Origin of the sequence: Cellvibrio sp. KY-GH-1, from assembly GCF_008806975.1 — a bacterium.
Taxonomy (GTDB): Bacteria; Pseudomonadota; Gammaproteobacteria; order Pseudomonadales; family Cellvibrionaceae; genus Cellvibrio.
Map to the genome: position 1 here is coordinate 3,926,858 of NZ_CP031728.1, position 22,030 is coordinate 3,948,887.

Here is a 22,030-nt window from a genome sequence, read left to right on the forward strand (position 1 = left end):
TAAAAAATTCATGGGTTTATTAAACAACGAATTTAATAAGCTTTTTGTACCGACGTGATTAACCTTTGGATTGCACGGGCCGGAAATAGTCCGCCCAGGACACAAACGCCTGGGAATTGCGAGTTTGGATCCAGACTTTGCCTTTACCGCGGAAACGACACACAAAACCTTCGCCGGAGAAGAACAGGGATTTGTAGCCGCCGACTTTGGTGATCTCGTAATCCATACCATCGGTGAAGGCGACTATGTTGCCGGTGTCCACAACGTAATCATCTTCTACATCGATTTCAATAATCGCGCCGTAAGAGTTAAACCATAAATCGCCTTTGCCGCTCGCGCGAATTAAAAAGAAACTTTCGCCCGAGAAAAATCCTTTCAACATGCCCTGCCATTTGGTTTCTAACTCCACGCCCATAGTCGCCGCGACAAATGCTGAGTTCTGCAAAAACAAAGTTTGGCCATCCATGTATTGATGGATCAAATCGCCAGGAGTGCCAGGGGCAATACCAATTTCACCTGCACCTTTCGCCGCTTTAAATTCGTTGACGAAAATATTTTCACCCGTCAGGAAACGGCCCAAGCCACCTTTAAATTTGGTTTTCATTTCCAAATGTGTATCCATGGTTGCCATGGCCGAGGCTTCTACTTTCAAGGTTTCATTAGCGGGAATTTGCACTGTTAAAAAGCCATAGTCGGGACGGCCTTCAATTTTATATTCCCAGCCACGGAAACTTTCTGGTTGTTCGAGTTTAACGGCGGGGGATTTTGCGTCCACTGCCTTTTTTGGTGCGGCTTCCGTTCTGGTTTCCAATGTTGATGCGCGTTCGTTGTCTGGCTCAGCATCATTATTATCAGTGGGTGCCAATGCAAGTTCAGCAACGGGTTTTACATCACACAAGAATCCTGCTTTTTCAATCGCTGCTTTAAATTTTTGCGCGGTGATTTCATCCACATTATTTTTTACGGTTACCGGAAAACTGGCCAGCATCTGCTGCGCTTTCTCTGCACTGATTTTAAAAAGCTGTGCAAAGTTAGCCGTTGCCGTTGCAAGGTCTACGCCGGTGACTAATTGTCCGTTAAGTTGTACTTTGAATTGATTTTCCATAATGCGGCTCCTTAGGCTTTGCGCACACGCAAGTTGGGCGTTAATGAACCACCAAAATTATTGGCGTTGTGCGACTGGCACCAGACAGTGCCCTTGCCTTTAAATTTACATACCAGACCTTCACCACCGAGAATGGATTGCAACCAACTTTTTCCCGCTTTGGTAATGGAAAAATCAAGGGTTTCATTGAAGGCAACTATGTGGCCTGAATCCACAATGTATTCGCCATCCACTTCAATCGGATAAATTGCGCCGAAACTGGATAGCACTACTTTGCCGCGCCCTTTGAGGTTGAGCCAAAAAACGCTTTCGCCGGAGAAGAGTGATTTAAAACCTTGCCAACCCATATCCATATTGATGCTCTCTTCGCACGCCAGAAATGAGCCGCTCTGCACAATCAAGTTTTCGTTATCCAATTCTACACAGAGCATATCGCCGGCGAGGTTACTACCCAGCCAGATTTCACCGGCTTTTCCCTGAGGATCAAAATGATTGAGAAAAAAAGATTCGCCCGACAGCATGCGTTTGGCCGCTTTTAAAATGCCGCCGGAATTTTTTTTATGGGTGCTGGTAGTGATATTCATATGGCCGCTCATGGCAATCATGGAGCCGGCTTCGGCCGTGCAAGTTTCGCCTGCTGCCAGAGTAATTTTGGCAGCGGTATTGCCGGGTTGATTTACAAATTCGATTTTCATGCCGGGCTCCTTACCAGAACTTGGGATTCAACCAGCCAGTCAGGCCGGTAATGCTGCGCGATTGAATAATTATTTTTCCTTTGCCCTCTACGCGTGTAACCAAACCTTCACCGCCAAAGAAGCTGGAAAAAATTCCGCCAGCCAATTGCAACTTTAATTTTATACCCGGCTCATAAGCCACCAGGTGGCTGGTATCCACAATATATTCACCGTCGATTTCGCGCTCGAGCAAAGCGCCATAGGCGCCATAAAATAATTCACCATTACCACTGGCTTTTAAACGAAACAAACCTTCGCGCGCAATAAACGAAACAAAGCCGGCCCATTCCAATGTTAATTTCACATCTTCCGTGCAGGCCACAAATGCGCCGGGCTGCAAATAGATTTCATCGTTATCCATAGTGCGCTGGCGAATTTCACCTGGTGTACTTTGCACCAGTGTCATGCGCCGCGGTTGTTGGGTGTTATTGGTAAAATGATTGATAAACAGGGATTCACCGCCTAGATATTTGCGCAACAGCCCTTTAAAAAATCCGCCGTTTAATTTTGCGGTTAAATCCAGCTCGGCATCCATGCTCGACATGGCATCCGATTCGCTGATAATAGTTTCGCCGGGTTGCAGCTCCACCTCAATATAGGAAAAGGCTTGTGAGCCTTTAAGCTCAGTTTTCATCGTGTGATTCTCCCTGGGTATTTGTTACGAAAGTTTTGGTTGCGGTTTGCAGTTCCACAAAAGCCGCTTGTAAATTCAGATATTCAATCGACTGAGGATTTTCTTGCGCAAGGGCTGCTAATTTTTTAATACGTTCTTCGCTGGCGGGATGCGTCGATAGAAATTTAAGTGCTTGTTTTGCCAGTTCCTGATTTTCCTTATCCAGCACTTTATCCATTTGTTTTTTCTCTTCTTCAATCATCTTCTCAAAAAAGCTCGCCAGCCCGGAAGGATTCACTTTTGCTTGTTGTAAAAGGCCAAAACCTTTTACATCCGCATCGGTTTCAAAACCGCGTGAGTAACTTTGATTAAGCAATAACGGTGCAGCGCTACTGAGTACGGCGAGCAGACCAGAAGCGTCGCCAAATACGGCGCTGGCAATCAGGTAAATTCCGCTGGCGCCAATCATATTACGCAGGCCGTGTTGCTGCTCCACGTGTTGAATTTCATGAGCCAGTACCCCAAGCAATTCTTCCGCCGAATCGGCACGCAAAATTAATTCCGAGTGAATAACCACTTGCCCACCCGGCAATGCAAACGCATTGAGGCTGCCTTCATTCACAATACTAAAGTGATAATGGTAACGACTGTGATCGAGCGCATTTAACAGCGGGTCAACCAACGGTTTAAGCAAGCGCTCCACATCTTTGTCATCGAGCATTTTCTTGCCAAATTGATACTGCGCCATGGCGGAGTCACTCAGCGTTTGCTCCCACTCCACCGGAATTTTTTTGGCGATCAGGCCGGTAAAAAAATCCATGCGCAACACAATCAGCAGAGGCACCGCCACAATCAGCATTACCACTGTGGCCAGCAGGCCCCAACCTAACCAGTGCTGGTTGCGCGCACTGGTTAATAATGTGGAAACACTGGGCAAACGATGCAGATGCGGATCTTTCAGCACGCTGCGATCGCTGGTGTAGAAACTCCAGCTGTTTAGCAGTGGGTGTTCAAAATAGACCAGGCGATTGCTGGCACCACCAAGGCTGATTTGCAAACCCTCCAGGGGCACGCGCAAGCGCTGCTCCTGAATAGTAAATTCAATGCTCGCCGAGTTGATAGTCATGCTGCCCGAGGCCTTTCCTCTGGGCAGTTGGGTATGAAACCCCATACAGTCGTAATGGGTGTGAGTGATAGCTTGCACCTGTGTTATCCCTTTCCTTTAATTTGATCTATGTGCCAAAACGGCGGCCTATGCTCGATGATTTCATCCGGCTATGCAATTGTTGAATATCACCCTTTCACCATCAGATTTGCTTTGAACAAAACTTGTTCACTATGCACATATCACTTATGATAAGTGCATAGTGAACATTTTTAGGGAGGTATTATGTCAGCCCTTGTACAAACCAATCCCAACCCGGCCGCTGTACTCGCCAAGGCGGTATTGAATGCCGCCGATCAGCTCGGGTTAAAACAAGCCGAGCTTGCCGCCGTACTGGGCATTCACCGCACCGCCATTAGCCGGCTCAAACAGAACCCTGCGCTGGACCCCAAATCCAAGCAGGGAGAATTGGCACTACTGCTGATCCGTATCGCCCGCGCACTCTTCGCACTAACTGGCGGCGATAAAGATTGGATCAAACACTTTATGCACAACCCCAATCAGGTAACCGGTGGTGTTCCGGCCAAGCAAATGGAATCTATTCAGGGCCTGATGCAAGTGCTGAACTTTGTTGATGCCCTGCGCGGCAAGATTTAACGGGCACAAAATTCAATGGGCACGAAATTTAATGGGCAAGAGTAACGCTGAATGATCTGGGAAGCTTGCGAAGGAGCAACGCAGTTACAAACAATTTCTGGCACTGCCTGGCGGTTGGTAGAAAGTCAGGAGCAAATCGCCACCCTGGGTTATGTGGATACCCTGGAAGAACAAGCACTATTGGAGGAGTTACTGGATTCGGTAAAACCGCCTTACCCCGCCAATAGCGACGGCTATCACTACCTGCTCAAAACCCCTTTTCGTTACCCGCCATTGCGCTGGGGCTCGCGCTTCGGGCGCATTCATGAACCGGGTATTTTTTACGCTGGCGGCAACGCCCACACCACGCTCGCTGAATCAGCCTTCTACCGTTTTGTGTTTTGGTATTCGATGGCTGCATCACCCATTAAAAACACAATTACCTCCGCACACACACTATTCAGTGTGAATTACGCAAGTCAGCGAGGTGTGAAATTACAAGTTGCGCCGTTTGATCGCTTCGCACAGCAACTCACCGATCGCAAAGATTATTCTGCGACTCAACAACTCGGAAGCAATATGCGTGCGGCAAACGTCGAAGTCTTCGAATACCAATCGGCGCGTGATCCGCAGCGGGGCCATTGCGTCGGCTTGTTTGTTCCTGCTGCACTCTCCCAAAAAAAGCCGGCCGACATGACCCAATGGTTATGCGAGCTGGGCGCGTCTGAAGTTGCGTTCAAACAAGTGGGGCACAAAGAGATCATCCATTTTCCTGTTGATCTCTTTCTGGTGGATGGTCGTTTGCCTATGCCGGCGGCCTGAGCGATGCACCATACTAATGACTGGCGTAAACCGCTAAAACCCGTATCATAGAAGCAATTGTATTTACTAGACGACTGGTCTACTATGCCTGAAACCACCAAAGATAAACTGATCGATACAGCCGTGGCGTTGTTTGCCATGAAAGGTTTTAACAACACCGGGATTGCGGAGATCCTGACCCAGGTTGGTGTGCCCAAAGGCTCTTTCTACCATTACTTCAAAAGTAAGGAAGATCTGGGACTGGCCGTCATCGACCATTACGGCGATGTGCTCTGTAAGGGTTTAGCGACCAGTTTGCAAACCAGCCAAGGCGCACCTCTGGTGCGCTTGCGCCAGTATTTCGATGAGGCATTGGCTTACTTTGGTGAACACTTTGGCCGGTGTAATTGTTTGCTGGGCAATCTGGGTCAGGAACTGGCGCTGCAGTCGGATACTATGCGCGCGGCCATTGGCCGGCATTATCTACGCGTTGAAATGTTGATTGCAGATTGTCTAACCGAAGCCAAAGCCAATGGAGAGTTGGCAAGTAGTGCCGATGAAACACTATTGGCCCGCCAGTTATTCGCTGCCTGGGAAGGTTGCCTGGTTCGCGCCAAACTGGCGCAAACAACCCAGCCACTACGGGAATTACTGGATCTTTATTTTGGTCAGGTGCTAAAGCCCTGATAGGGCTCTTAGCCAGATGAAACCGGAGCCGCATGGCTCTTTTTTTAGAGTTTTAAACTAGACGACCGGTCTACTTTTAATCAAATGGAGTAATGAAAAATGACGATTGAATGGCAAAACAAGGTGGCATTAGTCACCGGAGCTAACCGGGGTATTGGCCTGGCGTTGGTAGAAGCCCTGATCGCACGCGGTGCAAAGCGAGTCTACGTCAGCGGGCGAGATACACAGGCTATAGCGATAACCGTCGAAGCTTTAGCGCAACCTTCAACAGAATTAATTCCCATCACCCTGGACGTAACTTCATCCTCCGACATCCGCAGAGTTCAGACGCAAATCAGCGAACTGGATTTATTGGTTAACAATGCCGGTATCGCTCTGGCGAGTGGATTTATTCAGGACACGAGCGATAAGGTTGCCCAGTTGGAAATGGCAACCCACTACTTTGGACCGCTCAGCCTAACCCATGCGCTTTTACCATCTCTGCGTCACTCGCCCGAGGCGGCCATAGTGAATATAAGTTCTATTGCCGGTATCGCCAATATGCCATTGCTTGGCCCCTACTCTGCAGCAAAAGCTGCGCTTCACTCTTTTACCCAGGGTTTGCGCGCCGAGCTTCAGCGCGAGGAAATTTTCGTGCAGGGAGTTTATCCAGGGCCAGTGGCAACACGTTTGTCAGAAGGTTATGACCTACCCAAACCGCAACCAGCGGAGGTCGCTGAAATTATTTTGGATAGTTTGGAACAAAAAATCGAAGATGTATTTCCCGATGCCCTGTCCCAACACTGGTATCAAACCTTTAAAACGGAACCCAAGCAGTTGGAGCGCGAATACGCTGCCTGGCTTGGATAAGAGTGCTTCACCCTCAACAGGGATGTTGAGTTTTTAAAATTTCATGGAGCTTCTAGGGCGCATTCACGTTCAAATTATTGCCCGTTTTAATCACATCCAATTTACGATTTTTTCCCGATACCTGTACCGAATAAAAAACCGGTGCGCCCAAGGCATTGCCGGTAATACTTAATTCGTAATTGCCATTGGGGAGCGGGATTGAATAGGCACCAGTGTTGTAAACGGGGTAGGATTTGCTATTGGTGGTGATGGTAATTCCATTCAGGCCTTCACCCACATCGTAAAATTCATTGTTATTTTTATCCTCATAAATCACACCCGTTAAAAAATAGCTGGAGCCCGATTTTGCAAAATTCTGGGTGAGCATGGAGGATAAATAATTGCGGTCATCACTCATGAAATAGCCTTGTTGTTGCCCAACGCCCAATTCGCGATAATTCTCGTTAAGAATATTCACGCGATGACCCGGCGATTTAAATAATCCCTCATGTTGCGAAACGGCATAACTCGTTAAATTAATACTGTTGCCAGTAGTACCACCCCAGGCAATATTTTCACCGCTCATCCAACTGCCGGTAAATTGATAACCCACCGCCTGCATACGCTCGTGCGGTGTGGAATTATTGACACCGGTGTGCGAAAACACATCCGCATCCAGCATCCATTGCGAATGCAAACGCGCCGATTCGATTAACAATAGATTATGAGTGAGCGGCTGTTTAGGTGTATCGGTAATTTGTGTTCCGGTAATGCCATCATTTAAACCAATACCTAAACGCGCGGCTTCAGCGCCAGGGTTAGCACGCGCACGATTTATTAATTCAACCACTAATACTTCTTGCGCGGTTGGCTGTTTGGCAAGGTCAATCGACCCTGGAGTGGCACTGACTTCGCCACTTGCAGTACTTTCGCGATCCGCTTGGATCGCAGTAACCACAAAATAATAGGTTTCGCCATTGCGCAAATTATTAATCACAGTCGGTGAAGTTACGTTATCCACGCGGGTACCATCATCAAAGCTGGCAATATTGTTAATTAAAATATTGGCTTCGGACGCGTAGTAGATACGATAACCAGTTGCTCCGGACACCGGATTCCAAGTCATAGTCACTGAAGCATTGCTTGCAATTGCCGTCAGGTTTTGCGGGGCAGCCAGTGTTCCGCTAGATGAATTGGCTAGTGAACTTAACGAACTGGCCGACGAACTTGTTGCTGTTGAGCTGGAGGCGGGTGAACTGGTGCCCGGTGATGGATTCGAATTGCCACCACCGGATCCACCACCACAAGCGGCTAAGGTCGATACAATAAAAACAACTAATAATTGTTGCGGAAATAAATTTCTACTCATAGCTGCAGTACCCAATCTCGCTAGTTGTAAAAATACTAACAAGATTGGCGGTTTTTATCCGAGACCCTAACCACACCTAAGGTGTGACGGGTTGTTTGCATCACCAAGCTTTGTAAGGTAAAAACTTGCCATTTAAATTGATAATTACCCGATCGCCTTTGGGATTTTCTTCTTTGCCAATCTCCATCGAAAAATCGATGGCACTCATAATGCCATCGCCAAATTTCTCGTGGATGATTTCTTTGATCGTCGGCCCGTATACACCGATCATTTCATAAAGGCGGTAAATTAACGGATCTTGCGGGATGCTGTGTTCCCAACTTTTACTGGGACATTGCATTAACGCCAGTTTCGCCGCTTCGGGCAAATCAAATAATTTACACAGTGCTTCTGCTTTATCAGCTGGAGCGCTGTTCATACCCAAACATACCGACGTCGTCCACACTGGCGACATACCAATGCTGGCAGCAATGCCTTCCCAGCTCAAATTCAGTTTTTGTTTGGCCAGCACAATTGCTTCTACAACGTCTTGTTTTTTCATCGCTACTTTTTCCATCAAAATTACCTCTGGGTGATTGCCTGTTTGCTGTGCACCGGCTTTTGGGAATGGTCTTGATTAAGGCAGATTTAATCCGTTGCTCAATTGAATGGTCGGCCTTGTCTACTCACGCGCATCACAGCCATTATTGCGATAGTCATGCCAATATCCCCTTATCAGTTTAAGTGACTGATTCATCGAGATTTTTTATTTTTAATCGCAGAACCTACTACAACGATTTTTCGTGACCACCGAAATATCGTGATGGTTTGGCACGATTTTTCGTTGGCATTGGGTAATTCCTTTTATTGCAATTGAATGAGGCCAGTTCTGTGACCGAAACCTACCCACACCTTTGCCAGGCAAACCATGAACATCTGGCGATTCCCGCCATTACTCATATCTTTCAGGCATTTGCACAACAAAATCAGTTGCTACTAAACGCAGCTGGCGAAGGCATCTACGGTGTTGACACTGAAGGGCGCGCGACTTTCGTAAATCCAGCGGCAGAGCGTATTTTGGGTTGGAAGGCTGATGAGTTACTCGGAAAAAATATCCACGTAGCGATTCACCACAGCCACACAGATGGCTCGGATTATTGTGTGCAGGATTGCCCGATCTTTGCGGCCTTTCGCGATGGGACCGTGCGACGGGTAGACGATGAAGTGTTCTGGTGCCGCGATGGTCATGCGGTACCGGTGGAATACACCAGTACACCTGTATATGAACACAACACTCTGGTGGGTGCAGTAGTTATTTTTCGCGATGTTTCCGAACGAAAAAGTGCAGAAGCCAAATTGCATAACACCATGGAAGAATTGCGCGCGGCGCTGGAAGAGGTAAAGCAACTTAAACACAAACTCGAATTGGAGAATGCCTATTTACAACAAGAGATCAGCGAAGGGTTTAACTCGCACCATATCATCGGATGCAGCCCCGCAGTGCAACAAATGAATTATCAAATACAGTTAGTCGCACCTACAGTTGCGACTGTATTTATTACCGGTGAATCGGGAACCGGGAAGGAATTGATTGCACGAGCTATTCATCGCGCCAGCGATCGCAACCAACGTCCGTTGATTCGCGTTAATTGCGCAGCAATTCCTCCAGAATTATTTGAGAGTGAATTTTTTGGCCATGTACGGGGCGCATTTTCTGGCGCGGTAAGTACGCGCATGGGCCGTTTTGAAGTCGCTGATGGAGGTACTTTATTTTTAGATGAAATCGGTGAATTGCCATTAACATTGCAAGGAAAATTATTGCGTGTATTGCAAGACGGCGAATTTGAACGCGTGGGTGAATCCATTACGCGCAAAGTTGATGTACGGGTGATTACTGCTAGCAATCGCGATTTAAAACAACGGGTCGCGCAGGGTTTATTTCGCGAGGATTTATATTTTCGATTAAATGTATTTCCAATTCGCTCCGCTCCGTTGCGCGAGCGGCTGCAAGATATCCCTTTGTTGGTCACGCATTTTTTGCAAGCAACTTGCCAACGCTTCCATAAACCCGAATTGAAAATTTCGCTCGCACAGATACAACGTTTGCAGGAATACGATTGGCCGGGCAATATCCGTGAACTGGAAAATCGTATCGAACGGCAAGTGATTTTAAGTCAGGGCGATAAACTTAATCTGGTTGAATTTCCAACAAGGGTTAACTCAACGGTAGATGTTCCTATTATTGACGAAAAATACTTCACCGAAACGCATGTTAAACAATTGCAGATTCGCACAACTCTGGAAGCATTACGTAAATGCAATGGCAAAATCTATGGTGTGGATGGAGCAGCCTGTTTGCTCGGTATCAAGCCTACTACTCTCTCTTCACGTATAAAGAAATGGGGACTTAATAAGTTCATGTTTGTAACGCCTGGCTGATTGCTATTTGTTTCCTGATGGATTCTTGAGTGGAGTTTCAGTGCGGAATAGTTTGCTTAAAATGGGTACTTGGTTGCGTTAGACTCATATTATTACGCAAAAAAAAAGGGGCTTGATTGCCCCTTTTTCGTTAATTGCACATGGATTACTTATGCGCTTTGGATGAACGGCGATCATTCTTGCGGCGCTCATGGGGAACGTCCTGCGGAATTCCCTGATGACGCTCACGGCGATCCGATTTCTGACGCTCTTCTAACGCATCTTCGATTTGGGTCAACAGCACTTTGGTTACTTTTTTATCACTCATCGCTAAGTCCATCTCTCACAAGTTGATCACGACAAAACACATTACGGCTTGAGTATAGTCCAGCAAAAAGCCAGTATTTGTGAAATCGATGCCATTTTTAATTTCAATTTCTAATAAAAAAATAGCAATTAGACTTTAATCAAAGTGTTAAACAAAAACAATTCGTCAGGGCTGTTTTGATAGGATCTTAATGGCAGGTGTAAAAAAAACGGGCAATATTTTTGCCCGTTTTTTTATTATAAATATTTTTATATTATTTTTTTAAACATCAAGGTTTGCCACCGCAAGCGCGTTCGTCTCAATAAAATCGCGACGAGGTTCCACAGCGTCGCCCATCAAGCAGGTGAAAATTTGATCAGCAGCAATAGCGTCCTGGATAGTCACGCGCAGCATACGGCGAGTTTCCGGGTTCATGGTGGTGTCCCAAAGCTGCTCGGGGTTCATCTCACCCAAACCTTTATAGCGCTGGATGTTGTAGCCTTTGCGTGACTCTTTCATCAACCATTCAAGGCCCTCGGTGAAGCTCGCCACAGGCTGCTTGCGCTCACCACGCTGGATATAAGCACCCTCTTCAATGAGGCTTTCCAGCTTTTCACCCAAGGATACGATGGAAGCGTATTCACCTGAGGCAAAGAAATCGTGGTTAAACGGATAAGGCGTGCTGATACCGTGGGCGATAATTTCCACTTTCGGCAAGAACAAGTGTCGCTCAGCATCTTCACGAACTTCAATAATATACTTCTGGCTACCAGCGCGAGCATCCAGGCTAAAACGCGCGAGCATCTGATCACACCATTGCTGCATGTGACCCTGATCTGCCAAATGGTCAGCGCGGATAGCCGGCAAGTAAATCATTTGTTCCAATACTTCGGCAGGATACAAGCGTGACAAACGCTCGATAGTCGCCATTACCTTGCGGTATTCCTGCACCAATTTTTCCAAGGCTTCGCCAGAAATGGCGGGCGCGCCTGGATTTACGTAGAGACTTGCATCTTCCAACGCTGCTTGGGTAAGGAACTCCGTCATGGCTGATTCATCTTTCAGATACTGTTCCTGCTTACCCTTGGCAATTTTGTACAGCGGTGGCTGGGCTATATAGATATGGCCGCGTTCAATCAGCTCACGCATTTGGCGGAAGAAAAAGGTCAACAACAGAGTGCGGATGTGCGAACCATCAACGTCGGCGTCGGTCATAATGATGATGCTGTGGTAACGCAGTTTTTCCGGATTGTAATCTTCCTTACCAATACCACAACCCAAGGCTGTAATCAGAGTTCCCACTTCTGCCGACGAAAGCATCTTGTCGAAACGGGCTTTCTCTACGTTGAGGATCTTACCTTTGAGCGGGAGGATCGCTTGTGTCTTGCGTGCGCGGCCTTGTTTAGCTGAGCCACCCGCAGAGTCACCCTCTACCAGATAGAGTTCCGATAATGCCGGGTCTTTCTCCTGACAATCCGCCAGCTTTCCAGGTAAGCCTGCAATATCCAGTGCACCTTTGCGACGAGTCATCTCACGTGCTTTACGCGCTGCTTCACGGGCACGGGCAGCGTCAATCATCTTACCCACGATAGACTTCGCTTCTTGTGGATTTTCCAGCAGATAGTTACCAAAGTGCTCATTCATCTCCTGCTCTACAGCAGTTTTCACTTCAGATGATACGAGTTTGTCTTTCGTCTGACTGGAGAATTTTGGATCAGGCACTTTTACCGAAATGATTGCAGTCAAACCTTCACGTGCGTCATCTCCAGTAGTCGCGACTTTGGCGTTCTTTGCGATGCCTTCTTTCTCAATATAGGTATTCAGGCCACGAGTTAGTGCTGCACGGAAACCCGCTAGGTGAGTACCACCATCGCGCTGGGGAATATTGTTGGTGTAGCAAAACAGGTTTTCCTGGAAGGAGTCATTCCACTGGAGGGCAACTTCAACACCAATTCCGTCATCGCGCTTAAGCGAAACAAAGTGAACCATCTTATTGATAGGGTTCTTATTGGTGTTCAAATGCTCAACGAACGCCCGTAAACCACCTTCGTATTGGTATACCTCCTCCTTACCAGTACGTTCATCCTTCAAGACGATACGTACTCCTGAGTTCAGGAAGGAGAGTTCGCGCAAGCGTTTAGCCAATAATTCAAAATGAAATTCGATATTAGTAAAGGTTTCTGCAGAAGGTTTGAAGTGAACCTCAGTCCCGGTGGTCGTTGAATCACCGACGACTTTGAGTGGCTCATCAGGTACACCATGACGATAGATCTGTTCATGGATCTTGCCCGCGCGGCGAATCGTTAGCTTCAGGTATTCGGAGAGGGCATTTACTACCGATACACCTACACCGTGCAGACCACCGGAAACCTTATAGGTATTGTCATCAAACTTCCCACCGGCGTGGAGTACAGTCATGATAACTTCAGCGGCGGATACACCTTCTTCGTGCATATCGGTAGGAATACCGCGGCCATTGTCAGATACGGAGATAGTTTCATCCGGATGGATAGTTACCCGTACTTCAGTGCAGTAACCAGCAAGGGCTTCGTCGATAGAGTTATCTACCACCTCAAACACCATATGGTGTAGGCCTGAGCCGTCGTCGGTGTCGCCAATGTACATCCCTGGGCGCTTACGCACCGCATCCAGCCCCTTAAGGACCTTAATACTGGACGAGTCGTAAGTATTCTCTTCTGACATAGCAATTCTCCGCTTTATTGTTTACAGCCATCAGCTAAAGAGCTGAAGCTAGAATTCTTTGTTCAATCGGAAGCAAATGCACTTCCTAATAAGGTGCTTCAACTACCCTACCATGTTCCACGTGAAACAATTTAGGTGTTATCTCTGGTTTATCAAGCCAACTGGCAAGAAGCACATCACGGTCAACACCGGTAATAAAAACCTGGGTTCCCATAGTCGCCAACCATTTAACTAATAGTGCGCGATGCTTTTCATCCAATTCTGCTGGTAAGTCATCCACTAAATAAACAGACTTTCGCCCTGTGATACGGCTGAATACGCAGCCCTGGGCAATTTTCAGCGCGCAGACTAAGAGCTTCTGCTGACCGCGAGACAGTGTCTCCGCAGCATATTGACCGTTGATGGTGATGCGTAAATCTGCCCTGTGACTGCCGGACTGTGTATAACCGATACGTTGATCCCGCTCTAGAGAGGCTGACAACACCTCAGCGTAGTTCTTATCCTTATCCCAACCACGGTAGTAACTCAGTTTAACTCCATCCAGTTTAGTAAACTCCTTACAGAGTTCATCAAATACTTCATGAAACTGGCGAAATGATTCCAAACGAAATTCGTGAATCTGCTCTGTGAGTAGCACCAATTCCTTATCCCAAGGAGCAAGCTCAAAGGGGTCTATTCTATCATGGCGCAAGAGGCTGTTGCGGTGTTTGAGGCAACGCTGAATTGCCTTCCATGCAGGGAAAAATCCATGTTCCACGTGAAACACTAACCAATCGATAAACTGCCTTCTAACCTGAGGACTTCCTTCCAACAGCAAAAAAGTTTCAGAATTAATTACCTGAACCGGAAGATAAGCGGCTAAATCTGCCGCCGATGGAACCATAGAACCGTTAACTTTGAAATTAGCCAGGCCTTCCGACGTTCGATTAATTCCGATAGGAACATCGGAACCATCTTCAACACGTACTTTGCCAAATACCGTGAAAGAATTTTGGTGATGTCTGATAAGAGGTTTATGCTTATGACTGCGGAAAGATCTTCCCAAGGCCAACAAGTTTACCGCTTCCAAAACGCTGGTTTTTCCGGAACCATTTTCGCCAAAGATAAGGTTTACCTGCGCTGAAGGAGTGATATCCACCCCCTCGAGGTTGCGCAAGTTTTGAATAAATAATCGATTTAAGGTCATAAGACCAGGGTGACGCAAACGCGGCCAATTAGAGCCGCATTGGCATAACTACATAAAGGGAATCACTATTTTCAGGTTCTTCCAACAGAGCACTGGAATTAGCATCAGACAAGGTAATCTTAATATTCTCGTTACTTATCACGTTGGCCACGTCCTGTAAGTAACTTACATTAAAACCTACTTCAAGAGACTCGCCAGCATAATCTACGGTTACCTGCTCCTCGGCCTCTTCCTGTTCAGGGTTATTTGCCACTATGGTGAGCGTACCGTCAGATAGGAGCAAACGAACCCCGCGATACTTTTCGTTAGACAAAATCGCTGTACGTGCGAACGCCTGCTTTAACTCCAAACGTGAACCAATAACAATCTTATTACCACCACGCGGCAATACGCGTTCGTATTCGGGGAACTTGCCATCCACCAACTTGGAAGTAAAGGTGTAATCAACTGAGGTAACGCGGATATGATTGGAACTCAATACTATTTCTACCTGCGCGGTCGAATCGTCCAGCAAGCGCGACAACTCCAACACACCTTTGCGCGGCAAAATTGCCTGGATAACATCGCCGGAATTTACCGCTACAGCGCGGGTGCACATCGCCATGCGGTGCCCATCAGTTGCCACCACGCGCAATTGATCCTGCCGCACTTCCCACAACATGCCATTCAAATAATAACGGACATCCTGCTGGGCCATAGCAAAGGCGGTGCGCTCGATAAGCCGTTTTACTTCCTGCTGGGCACAGCTAAAACGCAAATTGCCCGGAGTATCCTCCACATTGGGAAAATCAGACGCCGGTAAAGTCGATAAGGTAAAACGACTGCGACCAGACTTAACCAGAATGCGGTTTTCTTCCAAAGTGAACTCGATTGTGCTGCTATCTGGCAGGGATCTGCAGATATCTACCAACTTACGTGCGGGGACTGTAATTTCCCCGGATTGCCCTGGCTGCTCCAGAGTCAAGCGACCAACGATCTCTACCTCCAGATCAGTACCAGTCAAGGATAACTGATCACCCTGTAATTGAATCAACACATTGGAAAGCACCGGCAAGGTCTGGCGACGTTCAACCACACCAGCTACCAATTGTAAGGGCTTGATCAAGGCTTCGCGGGATACGGCAAATTTCATGTGATGGTCTCTTAGGTAATCTTCCGGGACTTATTGGTTGGCTTTCTCAGGGTAACGAATTACTTATTTCAGGTCAGTCTTTCTGGTTACTTTCACCGCACAAAACTCAAACCGCGTTTATAAATCAAGTTGTTAGCGAACGCAGCAAATTTTTCATATCTTCGCGGATATCCGCGGTTTCTTCCTGCAATTCTTTTATCTTGCGACAGGCGTGCAATACCGTCGTATGGTCGCGACCGCCAAAGGCTTCACCAATTTCCGGCAAGCTGTGATTAGTTAGTTCCTTGGCGAGGGCCATTGCCACTTGCCGCGGCCTTGCAACTGAACGACTACGACGTTTGGAAATCATGTCGTTCATTTTAATTTTGTAGTATTCACAGACAACACGCTGGATATTGTCGATACCAACTTGTTTATCCTGCAATGCCAATAAGTCCTTCAAGGCTTCACGCACAAGTTCGACGTCGATTGGACGACCCGTAAAATTGGAGCTTGCAATGACACGCTTCAACGCACCTTCCAGGTCGCGAACATTTGCTCGAATTCGTTGAGCAATAAAGAACGCAGCATCGTGAGGTAAGTCTACGTTTACCTGCTCGGCCTTCTTCATAAGAATCGCAACACGTGTTTCCAACTCTGGGGGTTCCACTGCTACCGTCAGCCCCCAGCCGAAACGAGATTTCAACCGCTCTTCCAATCCATTAATTTCTTTGGGAAACCTGTCACAGGTAAGGATTATCTGACGCCCACCCTCGAGCAGTGAGTTGAAGGTATGAAAGAACTCTTCCTGAGAACGCTCTTTGCCTGCAAAGAACTGAATATCGTCAATTAACAAGGCATCCATCGAACGGTAATAGCGCTTAAAATCGTTAATAGCATTGAGTTGCAGCGCTTTGACCATATCAGCCACAAAACGCTCGGAATGTAGGTACACCACTTTAGCATTCGGGTTGCGAGCAACCATGGCATTACCAACCGCCTGCATCAAATGGGTCTTACCCAGCCCCACTCCACCGTATATAAAAAGCGGGTTATAAGCTCCGCCGGGATTCTCTGCGACCTGACGTGCTGCCGCCAAACCGAGTTGGTTGGACTTACCCTCAACAAAGGTAGCGAACGTCGATGACAAATTAAGATAATTACTGTGTTTAAGCCCACCCTCTACATCCAGTTCGGGTGTTGGTCTGTTAGTAGCCTCCAGTAACAACTCCTCAGAGTTATTCAGCGACTTATCTTCATAATCGACGGAGTTGTTTGCGAAATCACCCGATATCGAAGCACTTAGCTCCAATTTAGGTGTGTAAATTGGAATAGCAGGCTGTGAAACGGGCACAGGTGTACTAATAACTTCAGGAATTGCCCGAGCCTGAAAACCCGTGACTGGCCGCGAGACAACCCCCACTGCAACATTTAAGTTCTTATCCTGATGATATTGAACTGCAAGTTCGCGGATACGATTAAGGAACTTGTCATTTACCCAATCGCAAATAAAGCGGTTTGGCGCTAACAACCTTAATTCCAGCGGCGCGGCAGACTCATCAATTTGTAACGGCCGGATCCAGGTATTGAACTGCTGGGAAGGCAATTCATCCTGTAAACTCGCGGCACATAATTTCCAAATTGATTGCAACAAAACTAAAACTCCCGCAACGCACCCGCGTCTCATTGTTAACAAGGGGGGAGCAAGTCTACTCTCGCGTCGCAAAGTTATCCACAGTAAACAAGAAAAATTAATTTAATGGATTAAAACTTAGCCATTAAAATTCAATGTGTTACGAACCACCTCTACGAACATGTACGCCAGTTCTAAGAGTGATTTAAACGCCCAAACTGTGGATAAACCTGTGAATATTTTTTGGATTAACTGGGGGAAAACTGACAAAAACTGTGATTAATGAGTTTTTAGCGTTTTTGTAGATAATTTGCACAAAATAATTTGCTTTAGTGCAAGCCCTTCATTAGAATTCGCCCTCTTTTCGCACACCGTGTGAATTAACTCAGGATTTTTAACAGGTTTATCATGAAAAGAACATTCCAACCCAGCAATCTTAAGCGCGTTCGCAACCACGGTTTCCGTGCACGCATGGCTACCAAAGGTGGTCGTTTGGTTTTGGCTCGTCGTCGTGCCAAAGGCCGTAAAGCGTTGACCCAGGTTTAATTGGTCTACGCTTCCTGGTTCACTAGCAGTTTGTTGACCTTCGTTATTTGATCAGGTGAATAAAAGTAGTCAATGAGGGTTTAACCGGGCTACTTTTTTGCACTTATGTCAGCCACAATAGAATCTCAGCAGCCTGCTAGTTTGAATCAACTTTCTGATTCCCGCACAGCATTACCCCTTACATTTTCAAAATCCCTGCGCTTACTCGAAGCGACTGATTTTCAAAAAATCTTCGACGATGCACCGTTTCGCGCATCTCATCAGCATTTTCTAATTCTATCTCGCAGTAACCAACTCAATATTGGTCGATTAGGTTTGGTTATTGCCAAGAAACATTTGCGCCTCGCGGTGGAACGCAATCGCTTCAAACGTTTGATTCGGGAAAGTTTTCGCACTCGCCAACACGCTTTTGCCGGACTGGATGTCATAGTCCTGTCACGCAAAGGGCTGGAAAATCTGACCAATGCCGAATTTAGCCAGCAACTTGACCAACAATGGCAGCGAATTTTTAAAAAAGCTCGCCAGCATAGGTTAAGATCGCAACCCCAACCACAGGGGGAATAATCCGGTTATGTCACTGGTAAAAACCTTGATCAGCAAACTGCACCAGTTATTGGTTTTGGCCGCTGTAAAGCTAATCCATATTTACCGTTATTTATTGAGCCCCTGGATTGGCAACCAATGTCGTTTTTACCCAACCTGTTCCCATTATTCGGAAGAGGCACTTAAGCGCTATGGATTTTTTAGCGGGTCTTATCTAACCCTACGTCGCCTTATAAAATGCCATCCCTGGCACCAAGGCGGGTTGGATCCAGTCCCGGAATTGAAAAAAACCTGTTGTTCACACTTTCACTCACACCCTACAGATGGCAGTCATTAAGATGGATTGGCAAAAAAACCTGTTAATTGCGGGCATTCTCGCAACCCTGTTACTTCTGGTTATTCGTTGGCATGAATACCAGGAAAAACTTCCAGCGCCAGCCGCTGCAGTGGCTAGCCAAACCAGTAGTTCTGTAGCTGAAGATGCAAGTATTCCCCCTGCATCCAGTGAAATTCCCGCTGCAGCTGGACAAGAGCTTTCGGAAGCTGACAAAGCCAAACAGGCGCAACAGCATCTCATCAGCATCAAAACTGACAGCTTGAATGTAACCATCAATCCATTGGGTGGTGATATTGTCGAAGTGGCTCTGCCCCGTCATTATGCCCAGCTAAATACGCCCGATCAGCCCTATGTGTTGTTGGACAACCGCGATAACCATACCTATATCGCGCAAAGTGGCTTGATTGGTATCAATGGCACCGACACAGCTGCCGGCCGCCCATTGTTTACCAGCGAACAACAAAGCTATTCACTGACCGATGGTAAAGAGCAGCTGCAAGTGGATTTGGCGCTGCAACAAGGTGAAGTAAAGATCACCAAACGTTTCACCTTTACTCGCGGTGAGTATCTGATCAAGGTGGAATACCTGATCGATAACAAAAGCAGCAATATCTGGTCGGCTCAACTCTATGGCCAAATCAAACGCGACAGCCAAAACTTTGTGAAAGTGAGCGCGCTGGAAATGAACCCCTTCCTCGGTGCCGCGATTACGACTACTGAAGAAAACTATAAAAAATTCACGTTCGCCAAAATTGCTGAAGGCGAGTACAAAACCAGTCGCCAGGGTGGATGGGTTGCCATGGTGCAACACTACTTCATCAGCGCCTGGATTCCCGATGCCAATAGTGACAACAGTTTTAGTTTGCGTAAGTTAGGTACTAATGACCTATATTTGCTGGGCTTTACCAGCAAAATTAATGAAGTTGCTCCGGGTACCCAAGCCAGTATCAGTGCTGATTTCTACGCTGGCCCGAAAGATACCAAACGTCTGGAAGAAATCTCCCCGCACCTGGATCTTACCGTGGATTACGGCTGGTTGTGGTGGTTGTCCAAACCCTTGTTCGCGTTTATGAAATTTATCCATGAGTTTGTTGGCAACTGGGGTCTGGCGATTATCAGTCTGATTATTTTAATCAAAGCGTTATTCTTCAAACTTTCTGCCGCCAGCTATAAATCCATGGCGAAAATGCGCAAACTTGCGCCGAAAATGGCAGAAATGAAAGAACGCTATGGCGATGATCGCCAGAAGTTCTCGCAGGAAATGATGAAGCTCTACAAAACCGAGCAGGTAAACCCCTTCGGCGGCTGCTTGCCTCTGCTGATTCAAATGCCGGTATTCCTCTCCTTCTATTATGTATTGATGGAATCAGTCGAACTGCGCCATGCACCTTTCTTTGGCTGGATCATGGACCTCTCGGTAAAAGATCCCTATTTCGTGTTGCCGATTATCTACGGAATCACTATGTGGTTTATGCAAAAGCTAAACCCGCAACCAACAGATCCAATGCAAGCGCGCATAATGCAAATGCTGCCGATCGTATTTACTATCATGTTCCTCTGGTTCCCGGCCGGTATGGTGTTGTACTGGGTAACCAACAACATTTTGTCGATCGCCCAGCAGTATGTAATTACTCGCCGAATCGACGCTGAACCTGCTACCAAGTAATTGCCATGATCAATACCGATACCATCGCAGCCATAGCCACCGCCACTGGCCGCGGAGGTGTCGGTATAGTCCGCGTCTCCGGCCCGAAGGCCAAATTGGTTGCTGAAAGTCTTCTTTCTATTAATCTGCAACCGCGCCATGCCCACTATTGCAACTTCTCGGCAGCTTCAGGCGAGGTTCTCGATCAAGGCATAGCGCTATTTTTCCCCAGCCCCAATTCCTTTACCGGTGAAGATGTCCTTGAACTTCAGGGCCATGGCGGTCCTATTATTCTGGATTTACTCCTGCGTGAAATCACCCGTTTGGGTGTGCGTCTGGCACGACCTGGTGAATTCTCCGAGCGCGCCTTCCTCAACGACAAACTGGACCTGGCCCAAGCTGAAGCTATCGCCGATTTGATTGATGCCACCAGTGAACAGGCCGCACGCAATGCGCTCCACTCCTTACAGGGCGCTTTCTCCAAACGCATTCACGACCTGGTAGAAGCACTGATTCACCTGCGCATCTATGTCGAAGCCTCTATTGATTTCCCGGAGGAAGAAATTGATTTTCTCAGCGACGGCAAGGTCGCACGCGATCTGCAAAACATTGTGGGCAAACTGGAACAGGTGTTTAAGGAAGCACGACAGGGCGCTCTGGTACGCGATGGCATGCGCGTAGTAATCGCGGGCCGGCCCAACGCGGGCAAATCCAGCCTGTTAAATGCGCTCAGTGGTCGCGAATCCGCCATTGTCACCAGTATTGAAGGCACAACCCGCGATGTTTTGCGCGAACATATCCATATTGATGGTATGCCTCTGCATATTATCGATACCGCTGGTTTACGCGAGAGCCCGGACGAAGTAGAACAAATAGGTATTCAACGTGCCTGGCAGGAAATCCAGCAAGCTGATCGCGTGCTGTTATTAGTGGATAGCCGCCAAACTCCGCAAACTGATCCAATAGCCATTTGGCCGGATTTTATTGCCCAGCTGGACAATCCTGCCAAGGTCACCCTGATCCGCAACAAAATTGACCTGACTGGAGAAGCGGCCGGCCTGTTTGAGCAGGTGCCCAATCCCTACATCAGCATCAGCGCTGCCACTGGCGCCGGTGTGGATGCACTAAAGCAGCACCTCAAATCCATTATGGGCTTTAGCGAAACTGGCGAAAGCGGTTTTACTGCCCGCCGCCGTCATTTAGATGCGCTGGAGCGGGCTCAGGGCTTCCTCTATTCCGGTCAGGCCCAGCTCCAGGGTTATGCCGCCGGTGAACTCCTCGCAGAAGATTTACGTCAGTCGCAAAAAGCCCTGGGGGAAATTACCGGGGAATTCACCCCGGATGATCTTTTAGGAAGAATTTTCAGTAGCTTCTGTATCGGTAAATAGACCGCTTCTACACGGCGGAGGCGACTCCGCCGTGTAAAACAAACCTTCGTACCATCTTCTCTGCTTAAATCCTATTTAACCGGTGAAACCCCACAAACCTTACCCTAAGGGAAATCTTAATACCGGCTTATCTTCAACTTTTTCCACACAGTTACACAGGTTATCCACAGAAATGTTTAGGTTTACCTTGTAAATACCTGTTTTAACGATAATTTTTATTATTGATGACTATTGGGTGTGTACAAACCTGTGGGTGCAAGCGACAAAAACTGGGCAGGGTTTTGGGGATAAATTCGAATTTCCAGTTTTTCTGTATAACTTAGCCTTTTACAACCAGCTTTCAATCAGCATAAACC

21 protein-coding genes are annotated in these 22,030 nt (G+C 47.3%); 10 read left to right on the forward strand and 11 right to left on the reverse strand.

The genetic code is table 11. The features are described from left to right. Window positions 1-58 precede the first annotated feature (58 nt). The 4 genes from D0C16_RS16615 to D0C16_RS16630 are packed head-to-tail and all read right to left on the reverse strand — an operon-like array spanning window position 59 to window position 3,656. Window positions 59-1,105: a TIGR00266 family protein gene (locus tag D0C16_RS16615; protein WP_151033388.1), complete on the reverse strand. Its 1,047-nt coding sequence runs from the start codon at window positions 1,103-1,105 to the stop codon at window positions 59-61. 11 nt (window positions 1,106-1,116) lie between these two features. Beyond that, window positions 1,117-1,800: a TIGR00266 family protein gene (locus D0C16_RS16620; protein ID WP_151033389.1), complete on the reverse strand. Its 684-nt coding sequence runs from the start codon at window positions 1,798-1,800 to the stop codon at window positions 1,117-1,119. Window positions 1,801-1,810: 10 nt separating this feature from the next. Further along, window positions 1,811-2,473, reverse strand: a complete 663-nt coding sequence (locus D0C16_RS16625; protein ID WP_151033390.1) for a TIGR00266 family protein — start codon at window positions 2,471-2,473, stop codon at window positions 1,811-1,813. Next, window positions 2,463-3,656 (reverse strand): M48 family metallopeptidase, encoded by a 1,194-nt coding sequence (locus D0C16_RS16630; RefSeq protein WP_151033391.1) that lies wholly within the window; start codon window positions 3,654-3,656, stop codon window positions 2,463-2,465. The genes D0C16_RS16625 and D0C16_RS16630 overlap by 11 nt, the downstream gene beginning before the upstream one ends. Before the next feature lie 186 nt (window positions 3,657-3,842). Between D0C16_RS16630 and D0C16_RS16635 the strand changes: the two genes are divergently transcribed. The 4 genes from D0C16_RS16635 (at window position 3,843) to D0C16_RS16650 (ending at window position 6,530) form a co-directional block, all read left to right on the forward strand. Next, window positions 3,843-4,214 (forward strand): XRE family transcriptional regulator, encoded by a 372-nt coding sequence (locus D0C16_RS16635; RefSeq protein ID WP_151033392.1) that lies wholly within the window; start codon window positions 3,843-3,845, stop codon window positions 4,212-4,214. A gap of 51 nt (window positions 4,215-4,265) precedes the next feature. Then, on the forward strand, window positions 4,266-5,015 hold the full coding sequence (locus D0C16_RS16640; RefSeq protein WP_151033393.1) for an RES family NAD+ phosphorylase: 750 nt from the start codon (window positions 4,266-4,268) through the stop codon (window positions 5,013-5,015). 84 nt (window positions 5,016-5,099) lie between these two features. Further along, on the forward strand, window positions 5,100-5,681 hold the full coding sequence (locus D0C16_RS16645) for a TetR/AcrR family transcriptional regulator (protein ID WP_151033394.1): 582 nt from the start codon (window positions 5,100-5,102) through the stop codon (window positions 5,679-5,681). 99 nt (window positions 5,682-5,780) lie between these two features. Continuing rightward, entirely contained in the window at window positions 5,781-6,530 is a 750-nt protein-coding gene (locus D0C16_RS16650; RefSeq protein WP_151033395.1) for an SDR family NAD(P)-dependent oxidoreductase, read from the forward strand. A 52-nt stretch (window positions 6,531-6,582) separates the two neighbouring features. Here D0C16_RS16650 and D0C16_RS16655 read toward each other — a convergent pair whose 3' ends face one another. After that, window positions 6,583-7,878, reverse strand: a complete 1,296-nt coding sequence (locus D0C16_RS16655) for a CAP domain-containing protein (protein ID WP_151033396.1) — start codon at window positions 7,876-7,878, stop codon at window positions 6,583-6,585. A 100-nt stretch (window positions 7,879-7,978) separates the two neighbouring features. Next, window positions 7,979-8,419: a cyanase gene (cynS, locus tag D0C16_RS16660; protein ID WP_151034975.1), complete on the reverse strand. Its 441-nt coding sequence runs from the start codon at window positions 8,417-8,419 to the stop codon at window positions 7,979-7,981. Between the two features lie 329 nt (window positions 8,420-8,748). Between cynS and D0C16_RS16665 the strand changes: the two genes are divergently transcribed. Further along, entirely contained in the window at window positions 8,749-10,296 is a 1,548-nt protein-coding gene (locus D0C16_RS16665) for a sigma-54-dependent Fis family transcriptional regulator (RefSeq protein WP_151033397.1), read from the forward strand. Window positions 10,297-10,441: 145 nt separating this feature from the next. On the opposite strand, the gene D0C16_RS24065 is transcribed toward D0C16_RS16665, so the two are convergent. From D0C16_RS24065 to dnaA, 5 genes are all read right to left on the reverse strand, one after another. Next, window positions 10,442-10,603: a hypothetical protein gene (locus tag D0C16_RS24065; RefSeq protein WP_191968522.1), complete on the reverse strand. Its 162-nt coding sequence runs from the start codon at window positions 10,601-10,603 to the stop codon at window positions 10,442-10,444. 261 nt (window positions 10,604-10,864) lie between these two features. Then, a complete protein-coding gene (gene gyrB, locus D0C16_RS16670) occupies window positions 10,865-13,285 on the reverse strand; it encodes a DNA topoisomerase (ATP-hydrolyzing) subunit B (RefSeq protein WP_151033398.1) in 2,421 nt (806 codons plus the stop codon). 85 nt (window positions 13,286-13,370) lie between these two features. Beyond that, window positions 13,371-14,471: a DNA replication/repair protein RecF gene (gene recF, locus D0C16_RS16675; RefSeq protein WP_151033399.1), complete on the reverse strand. Its 1,101-nt coding sequence runs from the start codon at window positions 14,469-14,471 to the stop codon at window positions 13,371-13,373. Between the two features lie 28 nt (window positions 14,472-14,499). Beyond that, the gene (gene dnaN / locus D0C16_RS16680; protein ID WP_151033400.1) at window positions 14,500-15,603 is read right to left on the reverse strand and encodes a DNA polymerase III subunit beta; all 1,104 of its coding nucleotides are present in this window, start codon (window positions 15,601-15,603) and stop codon (window positions 14,500-14,502) included. Between the two features lie 124 nt (window positions 15,604-15,727). Further along, window positions 15,728-17,269 carry a chromosomal replication initiator protein DnaA gene (gene dnaA / locus D0C16_RS16685; RefSeq protein ID WP_225318727.1) on the reverse strand — a complete coding sequence of 514 codons (1,542 nt, stop codon included), beginning with the start codon at window positions 17,267-17,269 and terminating at the stop codon, window positions 15,728-15,730. Between the two features lie 354 nt (window positions 17,270-17,623). On the opposite strand from dnaA, the gene rpmH reads away from it, so the two are divergent. The 5 genes from rpmH (at window position 17,624) to mnmE (ending at window position 21,674) form a co-directional block, all read left to right on the forward strand. Further along, window positions 17,624-17,761, forward strand: a complete 138-nt coding sequence (gene rpmH / locus D0C16_RS16690) for a 50S ribosomal protein L34 (RefSeq protein WP_151033402.1) — start codon at window positions 17,624-17,626, stop codon at window positions 17,759-17,761. 141 nt (window positions 17,762-17,902) lie between these two features. Continuing rightward, window positions 17,903-18,325, forward strand: a complete 423-nt coding sequence (rnpA, locus tag D0C16_RS16695; protein ID WP_225318728.1) for a ribonuclease P protein component — start codon at window positions 17,903-17,905, stop codon at window positions 18,323-18,325. A 7-nt stretch (window positions 18,326-18,332) separates the two neighbouring features. Continuing rightward, window positions 18,333-18,641: a membrane protein insertion efficiency factor YidD gene (yidD, locus tag D0C16_RS16700; protein ID WP_151033404.1), complete on the forward strand. Its 309-nt coding sequence runs from the start codon at window positions 18,333-18,335 to the stop codon at window positions 18,639-18,641. A gap of 1 nt (window position 18,642) precedes the next feature. Continuing rightward, window positions 18,643-20,307: a membrane protein insertase YidC gene (gene yidC / locus D0C16_RS16705; protein WP_151033405.1), complete on the forward strand. Its 1,665-nt coding sequence runs from the start codon at window positions 18,643-18,645 to the stop codon at window positions 20,305-20,307. Between the two features lie 5 nt (window positions 20,308-20,312). Further along, complete coding sequence (gene mnmE / locus D0C16_RS16710; RefSeq protein WP_191968523.1) at window positions 20,313-21,674, forward strand: tRNA uridine-5-carboxymethylaminomethyl(34) synthesis GTPase MnmE; 1,362 nt, start codon at window positions 20,313-20,315, stop codon at window positions 21,672-21,674. Window positions 21,675-22,030 lie beyond the last annotated feature (356 nt).